This window comes from Pseudomonas sp. LH21 (assembly GCF_036549575.1).
Taxonomy (GTDB): Bacteria; Pseudomonadota; Gammaproteobacteria; order Pseudomonadales; family Pseudomonadaceae; genus Aquipseudomonas; species Aquipseudomonas peradeniyensis.
Window position 1 is genome coordinate 3,979,313 of sequence record NZ_CP144367.1, and the last position, 15,473, is coordinate 3,994,785.

General features: G+C 67.2%; 15 protein-coding genes. 6 read left to right on the plus strand and 9 right to left on the minus strand.

The features are described from left to right. Positions 1-27: 27 nt before the first annotated feature. Positions 28-633 carry an arylesterase gene (locus tag VUG52_RS18030; protein WP_262950465.1) on the minus strand — a complete coding sequence of 202 codons (606 nt, stop codon included), beginning with the start codon at positions 631-633 and terminating at the stop codon, positions 28-30. Between the two features lie 10 nt (positions 634-643). On the opposite strand from VUG52_RS18030, the gene VUG52_RS18035 reads away from it, so the two are divergent. After that, on the plus strand, positions 644-1,327 hold the full coding sequence (locus VUG52_RS18035; protein WP_050705063.1) for an ABC transporter ATP-binding protein: 684 nt from the start codon (positions 644-646) through the stop codon (positions 1,325-1,327). Then, the gene (locus VUG52_RS18040; RefSeq protein ID WP_331831841.1) at positions 1,327-3,834 is read left to right on the plus strand and encodes an ABC transporter permease; all 2,508 of its coding nucleotides are present in this window, start codon (positions 1,327-1,329) and stop codon (positions 3,832-3,834) included. Before VUG52_RS18035 ends, VUG52_RS18040 begins: the two co-directional genes overlap by 1 nt. Positions 3,835-4,004: 170 nt before the next feature. Here VUG52_RS18040 and greB read toward each other — a convergent pair whose 3' ends face one another. The 4 genes from greB to VUG52_RS18060 all read right to left on the minus strand — a co-directional run bounded on the left by greB (position 4,005) and on the right by VUG52_RS18060 (position 7,074). Beyond that, positions 4,005-4,478, minus strand: coding sequence for a transcription elongation factor GreB (gene greB, locus VUG52_RS18045; RefSeq protein ID WP_050705061.1), 474 nt, complete (start codon positions 4,476-4,478; stop codon positions 4,005-4,007). A gap of 88 nt (positions 4,479-4,566) precedes the next feature. Continuing rightward, positions 4,567-4,875 carry a hypothetical protein gene (locus VUG52_RS18050; RefSeq protein WP_050705060.1) on the minus strand — a complete coding sequence of 103 codons (309 nt, stop codon included), beginning with the start codon at positions 4,873-4,875 and terminating at the stop codon, positions 4,567-4,569. Between the two features lie 246 nt (positions 4,876-5,121). Then, a complete protein-coding gene (locus VUG52_RS18055; RefSeq protein ID WP_050705059.1) occupies positions 5,122-5,556 on the minus strand; it encodes a DoxX family protein in 435 nt (144 codons plus the stop codon). 111 nt (positions 5,557-5,667) lie between these two features. Further along, positions 5,668-7,074, minus strand: a complete 1,407-nt coding sequence (locus VUG52_RS18060; RefSeq protein WP_050705058.1) for a transglycosylase SLT domain-containing protein — start codon at positions 7,072-7,074, stop codon at positions 5,668-5,670. Positions 7,075-7,232: 158 nt separating this feature from the next. Here VUG52_RS18060 and VUG52_RS18065 point away from each other — a divergent pair, with 158 nt between their 5' ends. From VUG52_RS18065 to VUG52_RS18075, 3 genes are all read left to right on the plus strand, one after another. Beyond that, positions 7,233-8,039, plus strand: coding sequence for a TatD family hydrolase (locus tag VUG52_RS18065; RefSeq protein ID WP_050705057.1), 807 nt, complete (start codon positions 7,233-7,235; stop codon positions 8,037-8,039). An 86-nt stretch (positions 8,040-8,125) separates the two neighbouring features. Further along, positions 8,126-9,604 carry a methyl-accepting chemotaxis protein gene (locus tag VUG52_RS18070; RefSeq protein ID WP_050705056.1) on the plus strand — a complete coding sequence of 493 codons (1,479 nt, stop codon included), beginning with the start codon at positions 8,126-8,128 and terminating at the stop codon, positions 9,602-9,604. 91 nt (positions 9,605-9,695) lie between these two features. Next, positions 9,696-10,064 carry an Mpo1-like protein gene (locus VUG52_RS18075; protein WP_050705055.1) on the plus strand — a complete coding sequence of 123 codons (369 nt, stop codon included), beginning with the start codon at positions 9,696-9,698 and terminating at the stop codon, positions 10,062-10,064. A 59-nt stretch (positions 10,065-10,123) separates the two neighbouring features. Here the strand turns inward: VUG52_RS18075 and VUG52_RS18080 are convergent, their stop codons facing one another. The 3 genes from VUG52_RS18080 to VUG52_RS18090 form a co-directional block, all read right to left on the minus strand. Then, positions 10,124-10,921: an acyl-CoA thioesterase gene (locus VUG52_RS18080; protein WP_050705054.1), complete on the minus strand. Its 798-nt coding sequence runs from the start codon at positions 10,919-10,921 to the stop codon at positions 10,124-10,126. An 83-nt stretch (positions 10,922-11,004) separates the two neighbouring features. Continuing rightward, entirely contained in the window at positions 11,005-11,772 is a 768-nt protein-coding gene (locus VUG52_RS18085) for a CHAD domain-containing protein (RefSeq protein ID WP_050705053.1), read from the minus strand. 14 nt (positions 11,773-11,786) lie between these two features. Beyond that, positions 11,787-12,065 carry a hypothetical protein gene (locus tag VUG52_RS18090; protein ID WP_046854892.1) on the minus strand — a complete coding sequence of 93 codons (279 nt, stop codon included), beginning with the start codon at positions 12,063-12,065 and terminating at the stop codon, positions 11,787-11,789. A gap of 158 nt (positions 12,066-12,223) precedes the next feature. Here VUG52_RS18090 and VUG52_RS18095 point away from each other — a divergent pair, with 158 nt between their 5' ends. Next, entirely contained in the window at positions 12,224-13,264 is a 1,041-nt protein-coding gene (locus VUG52_RS18095) for a patatin-like phospholipase family protein (protein WP_050705052.1), read from the plus strand. A 219-nt stretch (positions 13,265-13,483) separates the two neighbouring features. Here VUG52_RS18095 and VUG52_RS18100 read toward each other — a convergent pair whose 3' ends face one another. Continuing rightward, positions 13,484-15,343, minus strand: a complete 1,860-nt coding sequence (locus VUG52_RS18100) for a SurA N-terminal domain-containing protein (protein WP_050705051.1) — start codon at positions 15,341-15,343, stop codon at positions 13,484-13,486. Positions 15,344-15,473: the final 130 nt, after the last annotated feature.

Sequence of the window (15,473 nt, forward strand, 5' to 3'; positions counted from 1 at the left end):
AGCCGAAAGCGGCCCCCGATAAAAGCGTCACAGCAAGGGTTTTATCGTCGGCCAGGCATTTTCCAGCAGGCGCTGCTGGGCAGCCGCCGCCGGGTGGATGCCATCGGCCTGCATCAACTCCGGCACCCCGCCCACGCCTTCGAGGAAGAACGGCACCAGCGGCACCTTTTTATCGGTGGCCAGCTGTTCATAGACCTGGGCGAACGCCGTGGTGTAGCGCACGCCATAGTTCGGTGGCAGGCGCATGCCCAGCAGCACTACCTTGGCGCCAGCCTGGCGGGACTGATCGATCATCGCGGCAAGATTCTGTTGCAATTGTTGCGGCGGCTGTCCGCGCAGGCCGTCGTTGCCTCCCAGCTCCAGCACCACCAGGTCCGGCTTGTGCGCCGCAAGCAGCGCCGGCAGCCGCGCCTGGCCACCTGCGCTGGTATCGCCGCTGATCGAGGCATTGACCACATGATCGTCGAAACCCTCCTGCTTCAGCTGCTGTTGCAGCAGGCTGACCCACCCCTGGCGGGTATCCAGGCCAAAACCGGCGCTGATACTATCGCCGACAACCAACAGCGTTCCCGCCGCCGCGCCCTGGGCCAGGCAACACAGGGCCAGGCCGGCACTCAACCACCACATTCGCATCGGATTCTCCATGGGCCCCAGCATTCTCGTTGCGCAGAACCTTAGCAAAGTGGTCCCCAGCGCGGAAGGCGACCTGACCATCCTCCACGCCCTCTCCCTCGACCTCGCCCAGGGCGACAGCCTGGCCATCGTCGGTGCCTCCGGCTCCGGCAAGTCCACGCTGCTGGGCCTGCTTGCCGGGCTCGACCGACCCAGCGCCGGCAAGGTGATCCTCGCCGGCCACGACCTCGGCCCGCTCGACGAGGACCAGCGCGCCCGGGTGCGCGCCGAGCACGTGGGCTTCGTGTTCCAGTCGTTCCAGTTGCTCGACAGCCTCAACGCGCTGGAGAACGTCATGCTGCCGCTGGAACTCGACGGTCGGCGCGATGCCCGCGAACACGCCCGCGACCTGCTCGAGCGGGTCGGTCTGGGCAAGCGCCTGAGCCACACCCCGCGCCAGCTCTCCGGCGGCGAGCAGCAGCGGGTGGCGATCGCCCGCGCCTTCGCCGCGCAGCCGGCGGTGCTGTTCGCCGACGAGCCCACCGGCAACCTCGACAGCCACACCGGCGAGCGCATCAGCGACCTGTTGTTCGAACTGAACCAGGAGCGCGGCACCACCCTGGTGCTGGTGACCCACGACGAGCGCCTGGCCAAGCGCTGCCGCCGCCTGATCCGCCTGGATGCCGGTCGCCTGGTGGCGCCCCTGGAGCCCTGATGACCCGCCTATCGTTCCCGCGACTGTGTGTCCTGGCCCTGCGCCAGTTACTGCGCGATGCTCGCGCCAGCGAAGTGCGCGTGCTGTTCTTCGCGCTGCTGGTGGCGGTGGCGGCCAGTACCGCCATCGGCTACTTCGGCGCCCGCCTCAATGGCGCCATGCAGTTGCGCGCCAGCGAGTTCCTCGGCGCCGACCTGGTCCTGCAGGGCAGCGCCCCGCCCAGCGCGCAGCAGATCGCCGATGGCACGGCGCTGGGCCTGAGCCATGCGCGGGTGGTGGAGTTCACCAGCGTGGTCGGCGGCGACAGCGGCATCCAACTGTCCAGCATCAAGGCTGCCGACCCCGCCTATCCCCTGCGTGGCCAGTTGCGCAGCGCGGCAGCGCCCTACGCCGAGGAAGCGCCCGGCGGCGGCCCGGCACCGGGCGAAGCCTGGGTCGAGTCGCGCCTGCTCGCGGCGCTGGGCCTGGCCATCGGCGACAGCATCGACGTGGGCATGAAGACGCTGCGCATGAGCCGCGTGCTGACCTACGAGCCCGACCGCGCCAACAATTTCTACAGCCTGACCCCAAGGGTGCTGATGAACCTCGCCGACCTCGACGCCACCGGGGTGATCCAGCCCGGCAGCCGGGTCAGCTACCGCGACCTGTGGCGCGGCGATATCGATGCCCTGCAACAGTACCGGCAGACGGCGGAAAAAAGCCTGGCCGCCAACCAGCGCCTGCTCGACACCCGCGACGGCAACCGGCAGATCGGCGGCGCCCTGGGCAAGGCCGAACGCTACCTGAACATGGCCAGCCTGGTGGCAGTGCTGCTGGCCGGCGTCGCCGTGGCCCTGTCGGCCAGCCGCTATGCCGCGCGGCGCCTGGACGCCAGCGCCCTGTTGCGCTGCCTGGGATTGTCCCGCCACCAGGCCCTCGGCCTCTACAGCCTGCAACTGGCCATGCTCGGCGTCGCCGCCGCGCTGGCCGGCGCCCTGCTCGGCTGGCTGGCGCAGCTGGGGCTGTTCCGCCTGCTCGAGGGCCTGCTGCCCAGCCAGGTGCCACCCGGCGGCCTTACCCCGGCGCTGGCCGGCATCGGCACCGGGCTGGTGGCCCTGGCCGGCTTCGCCCTACCGCCGCTGGCGGCCCTGGGTCGGGTGCCGCCGCTGCGCGTGCTGCGCCGCGACCTGCTGCCGCTGCCACCAAGCAGCTGGCTGGTGTACGGCGCCGCCCTGCTTGCCCTGGGTCTGATCATGTGGCGCCTGAGCCTGGACCTGCTGCTGACCTTCGCCCTGCTCGGCGGCGGGCTGATCGCCGCCTTGCTGCTGGGTGGCTTGCTGTTGCTCGGCCTGCGCAGCCTGCGCCGCTTGCTGGCCGGCGCGCCGCTGGCCTGGCGCCTGGGCCTTGGGCAATTGCTGCGCCACCCGCTGGCCGCCGCCGGCCAGGCCCTGGCCTTCGGCCTGATCCTCCTGGCGATGGGCCTGGTCGCCTTGCTGCGCGCGGAACTGCTCGACACCTGGCAGGCGCAGTTGCCCAAGGACGCGCCCAACCATTTCGCCCTGAACATCCTGCCCGACGAGCGCCAGCCGTTCGCCGAGCGCCTGGCCCAGATCAACGCCAGCGCCGCGCCGCTGTACCCGGTGATCCCCGGCCGCCTGACCCATATCAACGAGCAGCCGGTACGCCAGCTGGTCAGCAAGGAGTCCACCGGCGAGCGCGCCATCCAGCGTGACCTCAGTCTGACCTGGGCCGCCGAGCTGCCCCAGGGCAACGCCCTGAGCGCCGGCCAATGGTGGCAACAAACGCCCGCCGACGATGAAGTCCCCGGAGTTTCCGTGGAGGCGGAGCTCGCGCAGAGCCTGCACCTGCAACTGGGCGACCTGCTGACCTTCGACATCGGCGGCCAGCAGCGCCAGGCGCGGGTCAGCAGCCTGCGCAGCGTGCACTGGGACAGCTTCCAGCCCAACTTCTACATGATCTTCCAGCCAGGCACCCTGCAAGGCCTGCCCACCACCTACCTGACCAGCTTCTACCTGGCGCCGGGCCACGACCAGGAGATCGTCGCGCTGTCCCGGGCCTTCCCGGCGGTGACCGTGCTGCAGGTCGACGCGTTGCTGGCGCAGCTGCGCAGCATCCTCGCCCAGGTCACCCTGGCGGTGGAGTACGTGCTGCTGTTCGTACTGGCGGCGGGGCTGGCGGTGCTGTTTGCCGGCCTGCAGGCGACCCTCGACGAGCGCATCCGCCAGGGCGCCCTGCTGCGGGCGCTGGGGGCGGCGCGCCCGTTGCTGGTCAAGGCGCGGCGCATCGAGTTCGGCCTGCTCGGCGCGGCCAGCGGCGTGCTGGCGGCGCTGGGGTGCGAGCTGATCACCTGGGCGCTGTACCGCTATGCTTTCGACCTGCACTGGGCACCGCACCCGTGGCTGCTGGCGCTGCCGCTGGCCGGGGCGGTACTGGTGGGCGGGGCCGGAGTGGTCGGCACGCGTCGCGCGCTCAATGCCAGCCCGCTGGCGGTGTTGCGCGAGGGTTGAAAATGAAGCCTTGCGCAGTGATCGGAGGCTTACGCTTTCTCCTGTAGGAGCGGCCTCGCGCCGCGAAAGGGCTGCGAAGCAGCCCCGGGATATCAGCACCAAGGCAACGATTGCTGGGGCCGCTGCGCGGCCCTTTCGCGGCGCAAGGCCGCTCCTACAGGAATCGCCAGCTAGAGGTTGTAGCGGATGCTGTTCACATACCAGGTCGCCTCGCCCGTGGGCGTGTGCACCAGCACTTCGTCGCCCTCCCCCTTCTTGAGCAGGGCCCGGGCCATGGGCGAGTCGATGGAGATGTAGTCGTTGCGCCCGTGGATCTCGTCATAGCCGACGATGCGAAAGCGCAGCTGCTCGCCGTCATCGTTCTCGATCTCCACCCAGGCACCGAAGAACACCTTGCCTTCCTGCTGGGGCGAGTACTCGACCACCTTGACGTCTTCCAGACGCTTGCGCAGGTAGCGCACGCGGCGGTCGATCTCGCGCAGCAGCTTCTTGTTGTACTGGTAGTCGGCGTTCTCGCTGCGATCGCCCAGCGAGGCCGCCCAGGTGACCTTCTGGGTGATTTCCGGGCGATAGACCCGCCACAGGTGATCAAGCTCCTGCTTCAGCGCGGCATGGCCTTCTACGGTGATGATGTTGGTGCTCAACGACTGTCTCCTCAGTGCATCCACGGCGAGCGTCATGCGCCCACCGGGAGACCGAGCTTAACGAAAAACGACTGGACGCGACACGCCCTCAACGGCGGGTGATCAGGCCCTGGCGAGCGATGCGGGTGAGCTGGCCGATGACCTCGGCAGCCTCTTCTGCCGCGGGCGCCTGGATCACGGCCAAGTCGAAGCGATCATTGCCGTACTGGTCGAGCTGTTCACAGCTGTCGGAGAACTGGATGAGGAAGGCACAGGCCTGGCCCTTGCGCCGGGAAAAGCCGTCGAGATTGCGCAAAAGCGTGGGTTGATGCTGGCCGCCGAGCAGGATGCGCGGGGTACGGGAAGCCTGGTTCTTGGCCAGGGGGGTCAAGCAGACACTGGTACGTGGGCAACTCATGGAGTCTCTCTCCGCCTCGCTGTTCCCGCTGGGCAGCGGTGGGAGGCGTCACCGAACCAGCGCTTTAGCGGTATTTCGGATGACCCGTCGGGGCCTCTCCTGCGCCCCGCAAGTAGCTGTTTAAATCGGCGCAATCGGTATGCTAGAGGCTGACGCAGGAAGTTACAAGCGCTTGTGCAAACGCAATCGCGGGCCCAGCCCGCTCCCACACGTTTCGTGGGAGCGGGCTGGGCCCGCAATCGATAATCAGCGTGCGATCAGGCGGTCCAGCGACAGGCGACCCGCGCCCTCGATCAGCACCGCCACGGTACCGGCCATCAGCGCCAGGGCGAACTCGTAACCGTTGTTGGACATGAACAGCCCGTTGCCGATATGCACCGAGAAGATCGCCACCACCAGGGTCACGCTCAACGCCAGCGCCGCCGGGCGGGCCAGCAGGCCGACCACCAGGGCCAGACCGCCGAAGAACTCGGCGCTGCCGGACAGCAGGGCCATCAGGTAGCCCGGGGCCAGGCCGATGCTTTCCATCCACTGGCCGGTGCCTTCCAGGCCGTAGCCGCCGAACAGGCCAAACAGTTTCTGTGCGCCATGGGCCATGAAGATGATGCCGACCAGGATACGCACGACGCTCAGGCCATAACCGGCGCGGGTGGTGAACAGGGCTTTGAGGGAGTGATTCATGTTTGCTTCCTTGTTTGAGCAGGTGTGTGTTGGATGAGCGCCATCTTAATCAAATCATCGAATAAGAAAATCGCAATAATCGCGTAAATTCTATCGAGTAATTCGATTTGTTTAGCGCTTCGCCACACGCTCCAGGGAAGCCCGCTCGCGGTTGAACGCGAGGAAGTACTTGTTGACGCTGTTGACGAAGTTCACCGGCCCCATGCCCACCTGCTCCATCGCGATGCGCTCGGTCTGGAAGAACCACTGGTTGCCATTGAGACCCCGTCGCCGGGCCTCGGCACGCATGGCCTGGACCCGCTCCGGGCCGAGGTTGTAGGCGGCCAGGATGAAGGCCATGCGCTCACGCTCGTTGAGCTGCGGGCTGGCGAAGAACTTGCGGCGGATCAGCGCCAGGTAGCGGGCGCTGGCCTGGACATTGCCGTCCACCGTGGTGGTGTTGCTCACCCCCACCCGCTGGGCCGCCGACGGGGTGATCTGCATCAGCCCGTGGGCGCCACCGGTACCACGCGCCTTGGGATCGAGGGTCGACTCCTTGAACGCCAGGGCGGCCAGGTTGAGCCAGTCGAACTGTTGGTCGCCACCGTGCTTCTGCAGCACCGGGCGCACCGACTCCAGGCGCTGGCGATCCTGTCGAGCCAGCGGGTTGTGCACCCGGTACTGGCGCCGATAGATGCGCTCGAAGGCCGCGTCCTGATTGTCGGGCGCGCGGTAGGTGGCGAGAAAGCGATCCACCGCCGCCTGCAGCATCGGCGCGTCCTGGCGCACATACCAGCGCATGGCCTGGGGCGGGGCCAGCTGCAGCTTGCTGTCCACCCGCAGGCGCGGCATCACCCGCGCCCAGCGCTGGGCGATCGGTCGCTCCACCACGGTCAGCGGGTAGATGCCGGCCTGGACCATCTCCAGCACATCCTCCACCGCCAGCGTCGGGTCGACCCATTCCACCTTGATCGGCGCCCGCTTGCGCAAGGCCAACTGCTGGTTGATCGCCTGGATCGCCGCGCCCGCGGCACTGGCGGTGGTCAGCGCGACGGTGCGCCCGGACAGCTGCTCGGGGCGGCTGTAGCCGCGTTCGCCCTTGCGCCCGACCAGTTGCAGCGGCACCTGGTCGACCACCGGGGCACTGACGCCGACTCCGCGCACCACGCTCGGGTCGAGCAGCTCGCCGGGGGCGGCGAGATCGCCCTCGCCGCGCTGCAAGGCCGCGAGCAGCTGCTCCTTGGCGCGGGGGATGATCTTCAGGGTGATTTCCTGGCCGTCGGCGACCCGGGCATTGAGGGCGTGCTCCAGGGCGCGCAAGCGGTAGTACTCGACGCCCACCGGCTCGCCCTTGACCTCGCCGGAGCTGTTGCGGCTCTGGTTGACCAGCACCCGCAGCACCTTGCTCGAACGGATCTGCGCCAGGTCGCGCGCCTGGCTGGTCGGTACATGTTGCTGCGGCCCGGCATCAGCGGCAGCGGCAGGCCCGCCGGCCAGCAGCCCGGACAGCAACAGGCCAGTCAAAAAGGTTCGCAACATGGGGAAAAGGGTCCGAGAGCGGTTGGCGGGCACCATGTGCTGTGATCGATCCGTGATAAATGACCGCAACAGACCACGGCAAACGTTTGAAGTTCTTGGTTTTTTCTCGATATCCCGGTTTTTGCTATGCTGGCCGCCCCGCGGCACGAGGTAGCACCATGCAACTGATCGATATCGGCGTCAACCTGACCAACAGCAGTTTCCACGACCAGCAGGCCGCCATCGTCGAGCGCGCCGTGGAAGCCGGCGTGGCGCAGATGGTCCTTACCGGCACCAGCCTGGACGTCAGCGCCGAAGCCCTGGAACTGTGCCAGCGCCTGGACGAGCCCGGTCAGCGCCTGTTCAGCACCGCCGGTGTGCACCCCCACGACGCCAGCCACTGGAACAGCGGCAGCGAGCGCCAGCTGCGCGAACTGCTCGCCCAGCCACGGGTGGTGGCCGTGGGCGAATGCGGCCTGGACTTCAATCGCGACTTTTCCCCGCGCCCAGCCCAGGAAAAGGCCCTGGAAGCGCAGCTGGCGCTGGCGGTCGAGCTGCGCCTGCCAGTGTTCCTCCACGAGCGCGAGGCCAGCGAGCGCCTGCTGGCAATCCTCAAGGACTACCGCGACCAGTTGCCCGCCGCCGTTGTGCACTGCTTCACCGGCGAGCGCCAGGCACTGTTCGCCTACCTCGACCTCGACCTGCACATCGGCATCACTGGCTGGATCTGCGACGAGCGCCGCGGCACCCACCTGCATCCCCTGGTCGGCAACATCCCCGAGGGCCGCCTGATGCTCGAAAGCGACGCGCCCTACCTGCTGCCCCGCAGCCTGCGGCCCAAGCCGAAGAACGGTCGCAACGAGCCGGCCTTCCTGCCCGAGGTGCTGCGCGAAGTGGCCCTGCATCGCCATGAAACCGCAGCGCACACCGCCGCCCACACCAGCGCCTGCGCCCGCGCGTTCTTTGGCCTGCCTGAGGTTTCTTGACGCATATCAACAAGGCCCCTGGCCTTGGCGGGCACAATGATGGCACCTTGCCAATAATGTTTCCGCCAACTCAGAGAAGACCTGCCATGGGTGCCTGGCTTAGCAACGTTTCCCTCAAATACAAGTTCTGGGCCGTCAATGCCGTGGCCTTCGTCACCACCCTGATGCTGGTGCTCTACGCGGTGTACCTGGAGCAGCAGGCCCGCGCCACCGGCGCCCAGGCAAAAGTCCAGGCCCAGGCCGAACTGCTGGCGGCCTGGCCCGCCGGGCAGGCCCTGCCCGCCCAGGCCAACCTGATCACCTGGCGCAATGGGCAAACGCCACAGTTCGCCGGCGAACCCCTCGAAGCCCTGCGCGACGGCCAGGGCTGGGTCGAGCTGCCCGGTGCCTGGATCCTCGGCGACAACCCGCTGCGCGGCGCCCAGGTACTGCGCCGGGGCGACCAGCAGCTCGCGCTGATCGCCCAGTCGCCGAGCCTGCGCCAGGTCTATTTCGACCGCTTCAGCAACTACGCCGTGTGCGTGCTGATTCTGATGCTGGCGATGCTCTGCGCCTCGCAGCTGTTGATCCGTTTCCTGCTCAGCCAGCTCAACACCCTCAAGGACGTGATGCTGCACGTGGAGAAGACCGGCGACCTCTCGGCCCGGGTGCCACTGGCCTGCGGCGACGAAGTCGGGCAGATGGCCGGCGCGTTCAACGCCATGCAGACCACCTACCACCGCGTGGTCAGCACCGTGGCGCGCACCGCCGCGCAGCTGGACTCTGGCGCTGCGCGCCTGGCCGGCAGCATGGACGAGGTGCGCCACGGCATGATCGGCCAGCAGAGCGAGACCGACCAGGCAGCCACCGCCATCAACGAGATGACCGCCACCGTCCACCACATCGCCCAGCATGCCGGCGCCACCCGCGACCTGTCGCAGACCGCCGACACCCTGGCCGGCAGCGGCCAAGCCGTGGTCAGCCGGGTGCAGGACTCGATTGCCGGGCTGTCCAGCGGCGTGCAGCAGACCGCCGAGATGATCCGCCAGCTGGCCGACGACAGCCAGAAGATCAACGGCGTGGTCGGGGTCATCCACAGCATCGCCGAACAGACCAACCTGCTCGCCCTCAACGCCGCCATCGAGGCGGCCCGCGCCGGTGACCTGGGCCGCGGTTTCGCCGTTGTCGCCGACGAGGTGCGCAACCTGGCCAAGCGCGTGCAGACCTCCACCGACGAGATCACCACCATGGTCGCCGACCTGCAGGCCGGTACCCGCGATGCGGTGGATTTCATGCAGGAAAGCTCGTACAAGGCCGACGATTGCGTCAAGCAGGCCCGCGAAGCCGGCGAAGCCCTGGCCGAGATCACCAGCGCCGTGGCGCAGATGCGCGAAAGCAACACCCAGATCGCCGTGGCTGCCGAGCAGCAGAGCCAGGTGGCCGAGGAGATGAACCGCGCCGTGGTCAGTATCCGCGACGTGACCGAGGAAACCGTGCAGCAGACGGTGGGCTCGGCCACCACCAGCAGCGAGCTGGCAACCCTCGCCGGTGAGCTGAACAAGGCGATCGGCCAGCTCAAGCTGTGACCTTCGCCGGCTATGGCCACCATAGCCAGCCTCGATTGGCCCCCGCCCGGGGGCCGCACTAAGCTTTGGTCAGGCCCCAGAGGATCTGTCCATGAGCAAACGACTGCCCAACCTGCCCGCCTGGCAATGGCGCGGCTATCACCACAACCATCGCCACCCCGCCAACCTGGTGCTGCACCTGATCGCCGTGCCGCTGTTCATCCTCGGCGCGCTGCTGGTACTGTCGGGGCTGTTCGCGCTGGACCTGTCGCAGATCGCCGTGGGCATCATCGCCCTGGCGGCCGGGCTGGGCCTGCAACGCCAGGGGCACCGCCTGGAAGCCGAGCAACCCGAGCCGTTCACCGACCGCAAGGACGCCGTGCAGCGCCTGCTCACCGAGCAGTTCATCACCTTCCCGCGCTTCGTGCTGAGCGGCGCCTGGTGGCGGGCCTGGCGCGAGCGCCACAAGCACCGCCACTGACTGAAAACATCACCCGGCGTGGGAGCGGGCTTGCCCCGCGATTGACTTGATGAGATGGTTCAGGCGAACACGGTCACCGTCTGCCGGCTCAACGCCAGGAGCTCACCCTCTGCCGTCCACAACGCTGCGGCCGCATGCCCATAGCCATCACGGGCATACTCGGTCTCGACCACATAGCGGCACCAGTCGAGGGTCGACAGCTGCGGCGTGGGCTGCACGAACTCGATGGTCCAGGTCAGCGTGCTGCCCGCGGCGGGCTGCTTGAGATACGGTAGCAGGCTGGGCGGCCAGGCATCGACCAATGCCAGCAGGTGCGCCACCCCGACCGGCTCCTCGGCGACATCGCGCAGGCGTACCCAACCACCCATATGGCGTGAGTCGTTGCCACTGAACGGCAGGCCGCCCACCGCCCAGCGAAACGCCACGTGCTGCATGAACTGCGGTGTGATGCCCTTGATGAAGGGCAACTCCGGCGCCGCCTCCTGCAACGGCTTCATCGGCATCGCGGCGGGCGCGTCGACCGCCACCACCGAAGGGCGGCCGGCACCGAAGCTGCCCTGCACCAGGGTCACTACCTGGCCATCCTGCACGGCGCGTCCGAGCAAGGTGCTGACCGCCTTGCCCTCGCGCAGCACCTCGACCTCCAGGCTGATCGGCAGATCCGGCGCCGCCGGGCCGACGAAGGTAATGGCCAGCGAACGCACCGGTCGGTCGTCGCCCAGCTTCTGGCGCATCGCTTCGTGCACCATCGCTGCCATCAGGCCGCCGAATACCGCGCGCCCCTGGGCCCAGCCGGCGGGCACGCTGATGGCCTCGGGGTGCGCGCGGGCGGCTGTCAGCAATTCTGTGAAGTTCATGTGCCAGGGCTCCTGCGGGAAAAGAACCGATAGTAACCAGCGATCACGCCAGCCACAGCCCGCATATCGGTCATTTGCCGGGACTAACGGCGCGCCAGAGCCTTTTGCAGTGCTTCGAGGGTGAGGTCGGAACGCGCCTCGGCGGCATGCAGCTCATGCTCCCAGGCCACCTTGCAGCCGAGCAGGTCGCTGTGCTCGCGCACCTGCAGCAACCACTGCATGCGGTCGTGCCAGTCGCCCAGGTCGCCCTGGGCCGCCTTGAGCAGGCGCTGCAGCTTGTTGCCGGCGTGTTCGAGCTGTGGGTAGGCCTGGTCGCCATAGCGCACCCGCTTGATCAGCAGGCGCAGGCGGTGGCGGTCGTGGGCAGGGTCCGCCAGGGCCGCCTGCAGCTTGTGCCATTGCTTGTGCAGGCGCTTGTCGATGCGCAGTCCCAGCTTCGCCGCCAACCCCTCACGGCCGGCGGCACGCAGGAACATCGGGAACGCATCGAGAATCGCCAGCACGCGGTTGAGCTGGGCGCTGGCCGCGACACCGGCATAGGTGCGCGCCCTGCCCTCCTGGCGACGTTCGCCTGCCTGCACGTGCCCACGGCCGATCAGCTGCGCCGCCAGCACCTCGCGGTCACGCAGCGGCGTGGTCAGCGTGCCCAGCGCCCCGGCCGCCTGCTCGAGCTGCTCGACGCCCGGCAGGCCACGCAACGGCCGCAGCAGGCTGCGCAGACGCCGCAAGGTGATGCGCAGGTCGTGCAACGCCTCACGGTCGGTGTCGGCGGCCAGGCGTTCGCGGCAGGCCAGCAGGCGCACCTGCAGCGTCAGGATCTGGCCGACCACATGATCGAGCATGGCGGACATGGGCAGCTCCTCGGTCAACGCCCGGCGCGGGATTCACGAATGTAGAAACGGGCCTTCTCGGCCTTGCGGGTGCAGCCCTCGAAACCCTCGAACTGCTGCTGGGTCTTGGCGCCGGTCAACAGCGACAGCGCCTTGGAGTAACTCACGGTGCCGGCAAAGCCTTCGGCCTTGGCCAGGTCCAGTTCCTTCCAGGCGGCATCGAGCTGGGTCGCGCAACTGTCGCGATAGGCCGTCTTGCCCGCGCAGCCGGCCAGGGCCAGGGCAATCAGAGGAAGGGTGATCCAGGCTTTCATCGGTAATACCTCGAGGGTGAAAAACTAAGGTGGCCGTTCGACGGCAAAGCAAACGAAAAGTGCCCTGCTCAGCGTAGTCCAGCGCGGACTACATTGAAGCACAGGTGGTAATGGGTGCATTGTTGGACCATGGTGGCACAGCTGCGGGGGAAAAGGTCATGGGCAAACGCGTGGCATTGGTGCTGGGCTCCGGTGGTGCCCGGGGGTACGCGCACATCGGCGTGATCGAGGAGATCGAACGGCGCGGCTACGAGATCGGCTGCATCGCCGGCTGCTCGATGGGCGCGGTGATCGGCGGCATCTACGCTGCCGGCAAACTCGACGAATACCGCAGCTGGATCGAGAGCCTGGACTACCTCGACGTGCTGCGCCTGGTGGACGTCAGCTTCCGCCTGGGGGCGATTCGCGGCGACAAGGTGTTCGGGCAGATCCGCAAGATCGTTGGCGAGATCAACATCGAGCAGTTGCGCATCCCCTACACGGCGGTCGCCACCGACCTCACCAACCAGCAGGAGATCTGGTTCCAGGAGGGCTGTCTGCACCAGGCCATGCGCGCCTCGGCAGCCATTCCCAGCCTGTTCACCCCGGTGGTGCAAGGCAACCGCACGCTGGTCGATGGCGGCATCCTCAACCCGCTGCCGATCGTGCCGGTGGTGTCCAGCCACTGCGACCTGATCATCGCCGTCAACCTCAACGCCACCAACCAGAAACAATACCAACTGCCGGTGATCGAACGCCCGGCGGCGTTCAAGATGCGCTTCGATGCCTTGATCAGTTCGCTCGGCTCGCGCCTGCCGTTTCGCCGCAAGCCGGCCGAGCAATTGATCCGCCTGGAGCAGGAAATCACCGCCGAGGGGCTGGCCAGCCCCAACCCGTGGCTCGCTGAAAGCGCCGCCCCCGAGGGCCAACAGCCGGCGGCCGCGCCGCAGAGCGAGGGGGCGCCGAAATCGGCTACCGGATCCTTCATCGTCGACAACGTCGGGCCCGCCTCCCTGCTCGACCTGATCAACCAGAGCTTCGAGGTGATGCAGACGTCACTGGCGCAATACAAGATCGCCGGCTACCCGCCGGACGTGCTGATCAACGTGCCCAAGCGCGTGTGCCGGTTCTTCGAGTTCTACAAGGCGCCGGAGCTGATCGCCCTGGGGCGGGAGGTTGCGCGGGATACGCTGGACAATCATGAAGGGGTTCGGCGGTAGCTATGCGCGCGCCCTGTAGGAGCGGCCTTGTGCCGCGAGAGGGCTGCGCAGCAGTCCCGGCAATTGCAGCGTCAACGCTGAAATCCTGGGGCCGCCTTGCGGCCCATTCGCGGCACAAGGCCGCTCCTACAGAGAAAGAGAGTTGAGGCAGCAGAGCGTTCAGATCATCGGAAACAAAACAGGCCGCATACGCGGCCTGTTTCGTGATCAGCGCGCCACTCAGTAGCGCGTGATGTCGGCACTGCCTTCAAGCAGCTTGCGATAGGCCGCGAAGTCCTGCGAGCCGGCACGCGAAGCGAGGTAGCGACGGATCTGCGCCTTCTCTTCGTCGGTGGCGGCGGCGCCTTCGTTGACGCCCTTGAGCTGCAGGACCACCAGGCTGCCGTCGGCCAGGACCACGCTGCCGTAGACCGGCTTGTCCTTGGCCGCAGGCTTGCCGAGGCGGAACACCGCCTGCAGCTCGGCCGGGTCGATACCGTCCTGGCCGCGGGTGACCGCTTCGTGGACTTTCCAGCCCTGGCCCTCGGCCTTGGCCGAACCCTCGCGCAGGCCGGCGATCAGCTTGTCAGCCTTGGCCTTGAGTTCGGCAATCGCCTTCTCCTTGGCCAGGTGCTCGCTGATGTTCTTGGCCACGGCCTCCAGCGGCAGTTGCTCAGGCTTGCGGTGCTCCTTGACGCGCAGCACCACAACGGTCTCCGGATCCAGCTCGATGGCGTTGCTGTTGGCGCCTTCTTCCAGCACCTGCTCGCCGAACGCGGCCTGTATCACTGCACGGTTGGCGGTGATGCCTTCGCCACCCTCACGACCGAAGGCCGCCGAGGTGTGCACCTTCAGACCCAGGTCCTGGGCCGGCTGGGCCAGGTCCGAGGCTTCGAAGGCGGTGTCCTCGAGCTGCTTGGTGGCCTCGACGAAGCGCTGCTCCACCTGCTGGGTCTTCAGCTCGTGGGTCAGCTTGTCCTTCAGGCTGGCGAAGCTCGGCACGTCCGGCGCCTGCACGCCCAGCAGCTTGATCAGGTGGTAGCCGAACTCGGTGCGCACCGGTGCGGACACCTGGTCCTTGTTCAGCTTGTACAGCGCGTCCTCGAAGGCCGGGTCATACACGCCAGGGCCGGCGAAGCCGAGGTCGCCGCCAGTATTGGCCGAACCCGGGTCCTGGGAGAATTCCTTGGCCAGCTTGGCGAAGTCCTCACCCTTGTCCAGGCGCTGCTGGATCTCTTCGATACGGGCCTTGGCCTTGGCATCGTCGGTCTTGTCGTTGACCTCGATCAGGATGTGCGCGGCATGGCGCTGCTCGCCCAGGTTGGCGATCTCCTTCTCGTACAGGGCCTTGAGCTCGCCGTCGTCGACCTTGACCTGGTCGAAGAAGGCCGACTTCTTCAGCTCGAGGTAATCGATGACCACCTGGTCCGGGGTCATGAATTCCTTGGCGTGCTGGTCATAGTGCGCCTTGACTTCGTCATCGCTCACCTTGACCGCGGCCGGGTCGGCCTTGAAGGTCTGCGAAGCGAAATCACGGGTCTGCTTCTCGAGGCGGGCGAAGGCCTCGACCTGCTTGTCGGTGACGAAGCTGCTGCCGGCAAGGCCGGTGCGCAGCTGGCCGATCAGCATTTCCTGGGCGAGCATCTCGCGGAACTGCATGCGGCCGTAGCCCATCTGGCGGATGACCGAGTCGAAGCGCTCGGCGCTGAACTTGCCATCGACCTGGAATTCAGGCGTCTGCAGGATCAGCTGATCCAGCGCGGCCTCGGAAAAAGCGAACTTGGCATCTTCGGCACCCTGCAACAGCAGCTTGCGATCGATCAGCCCCTTGAGCGCGGCTTCGCGCAGCATCTTCTCGTCCAGCAGCGCAGGGTCGAAATCCTTGCCCAGCTGTTGCATCAGCTGGCGGCGCTGCATGTCCACGGCCTGGCTCAGCTCGTTCTGGCTGATGGTCTGGCCGTTCACCTTGGCGGCGTCCTGGCTATGGCTGGCGGCCTGGAAAATGGCCTCGAAGCCGGTCAACGCCATCAACACGACGATAAGGCCGATGATGGTCTTGGCAATCCAACCTTGTGAATTGTCCCTGATATTCTGCAGCATGCGTCCCCCAGAAACGGCTGTACCACTGCGTCGACAACCGCGGAGCGTGGGTAGAATCCTGATAGAAGAAAGGCGCATCCAGTGGATGCGCCTTTTCGAAGCGAGCGTGCCAGCGGGAACGTTTGCGACC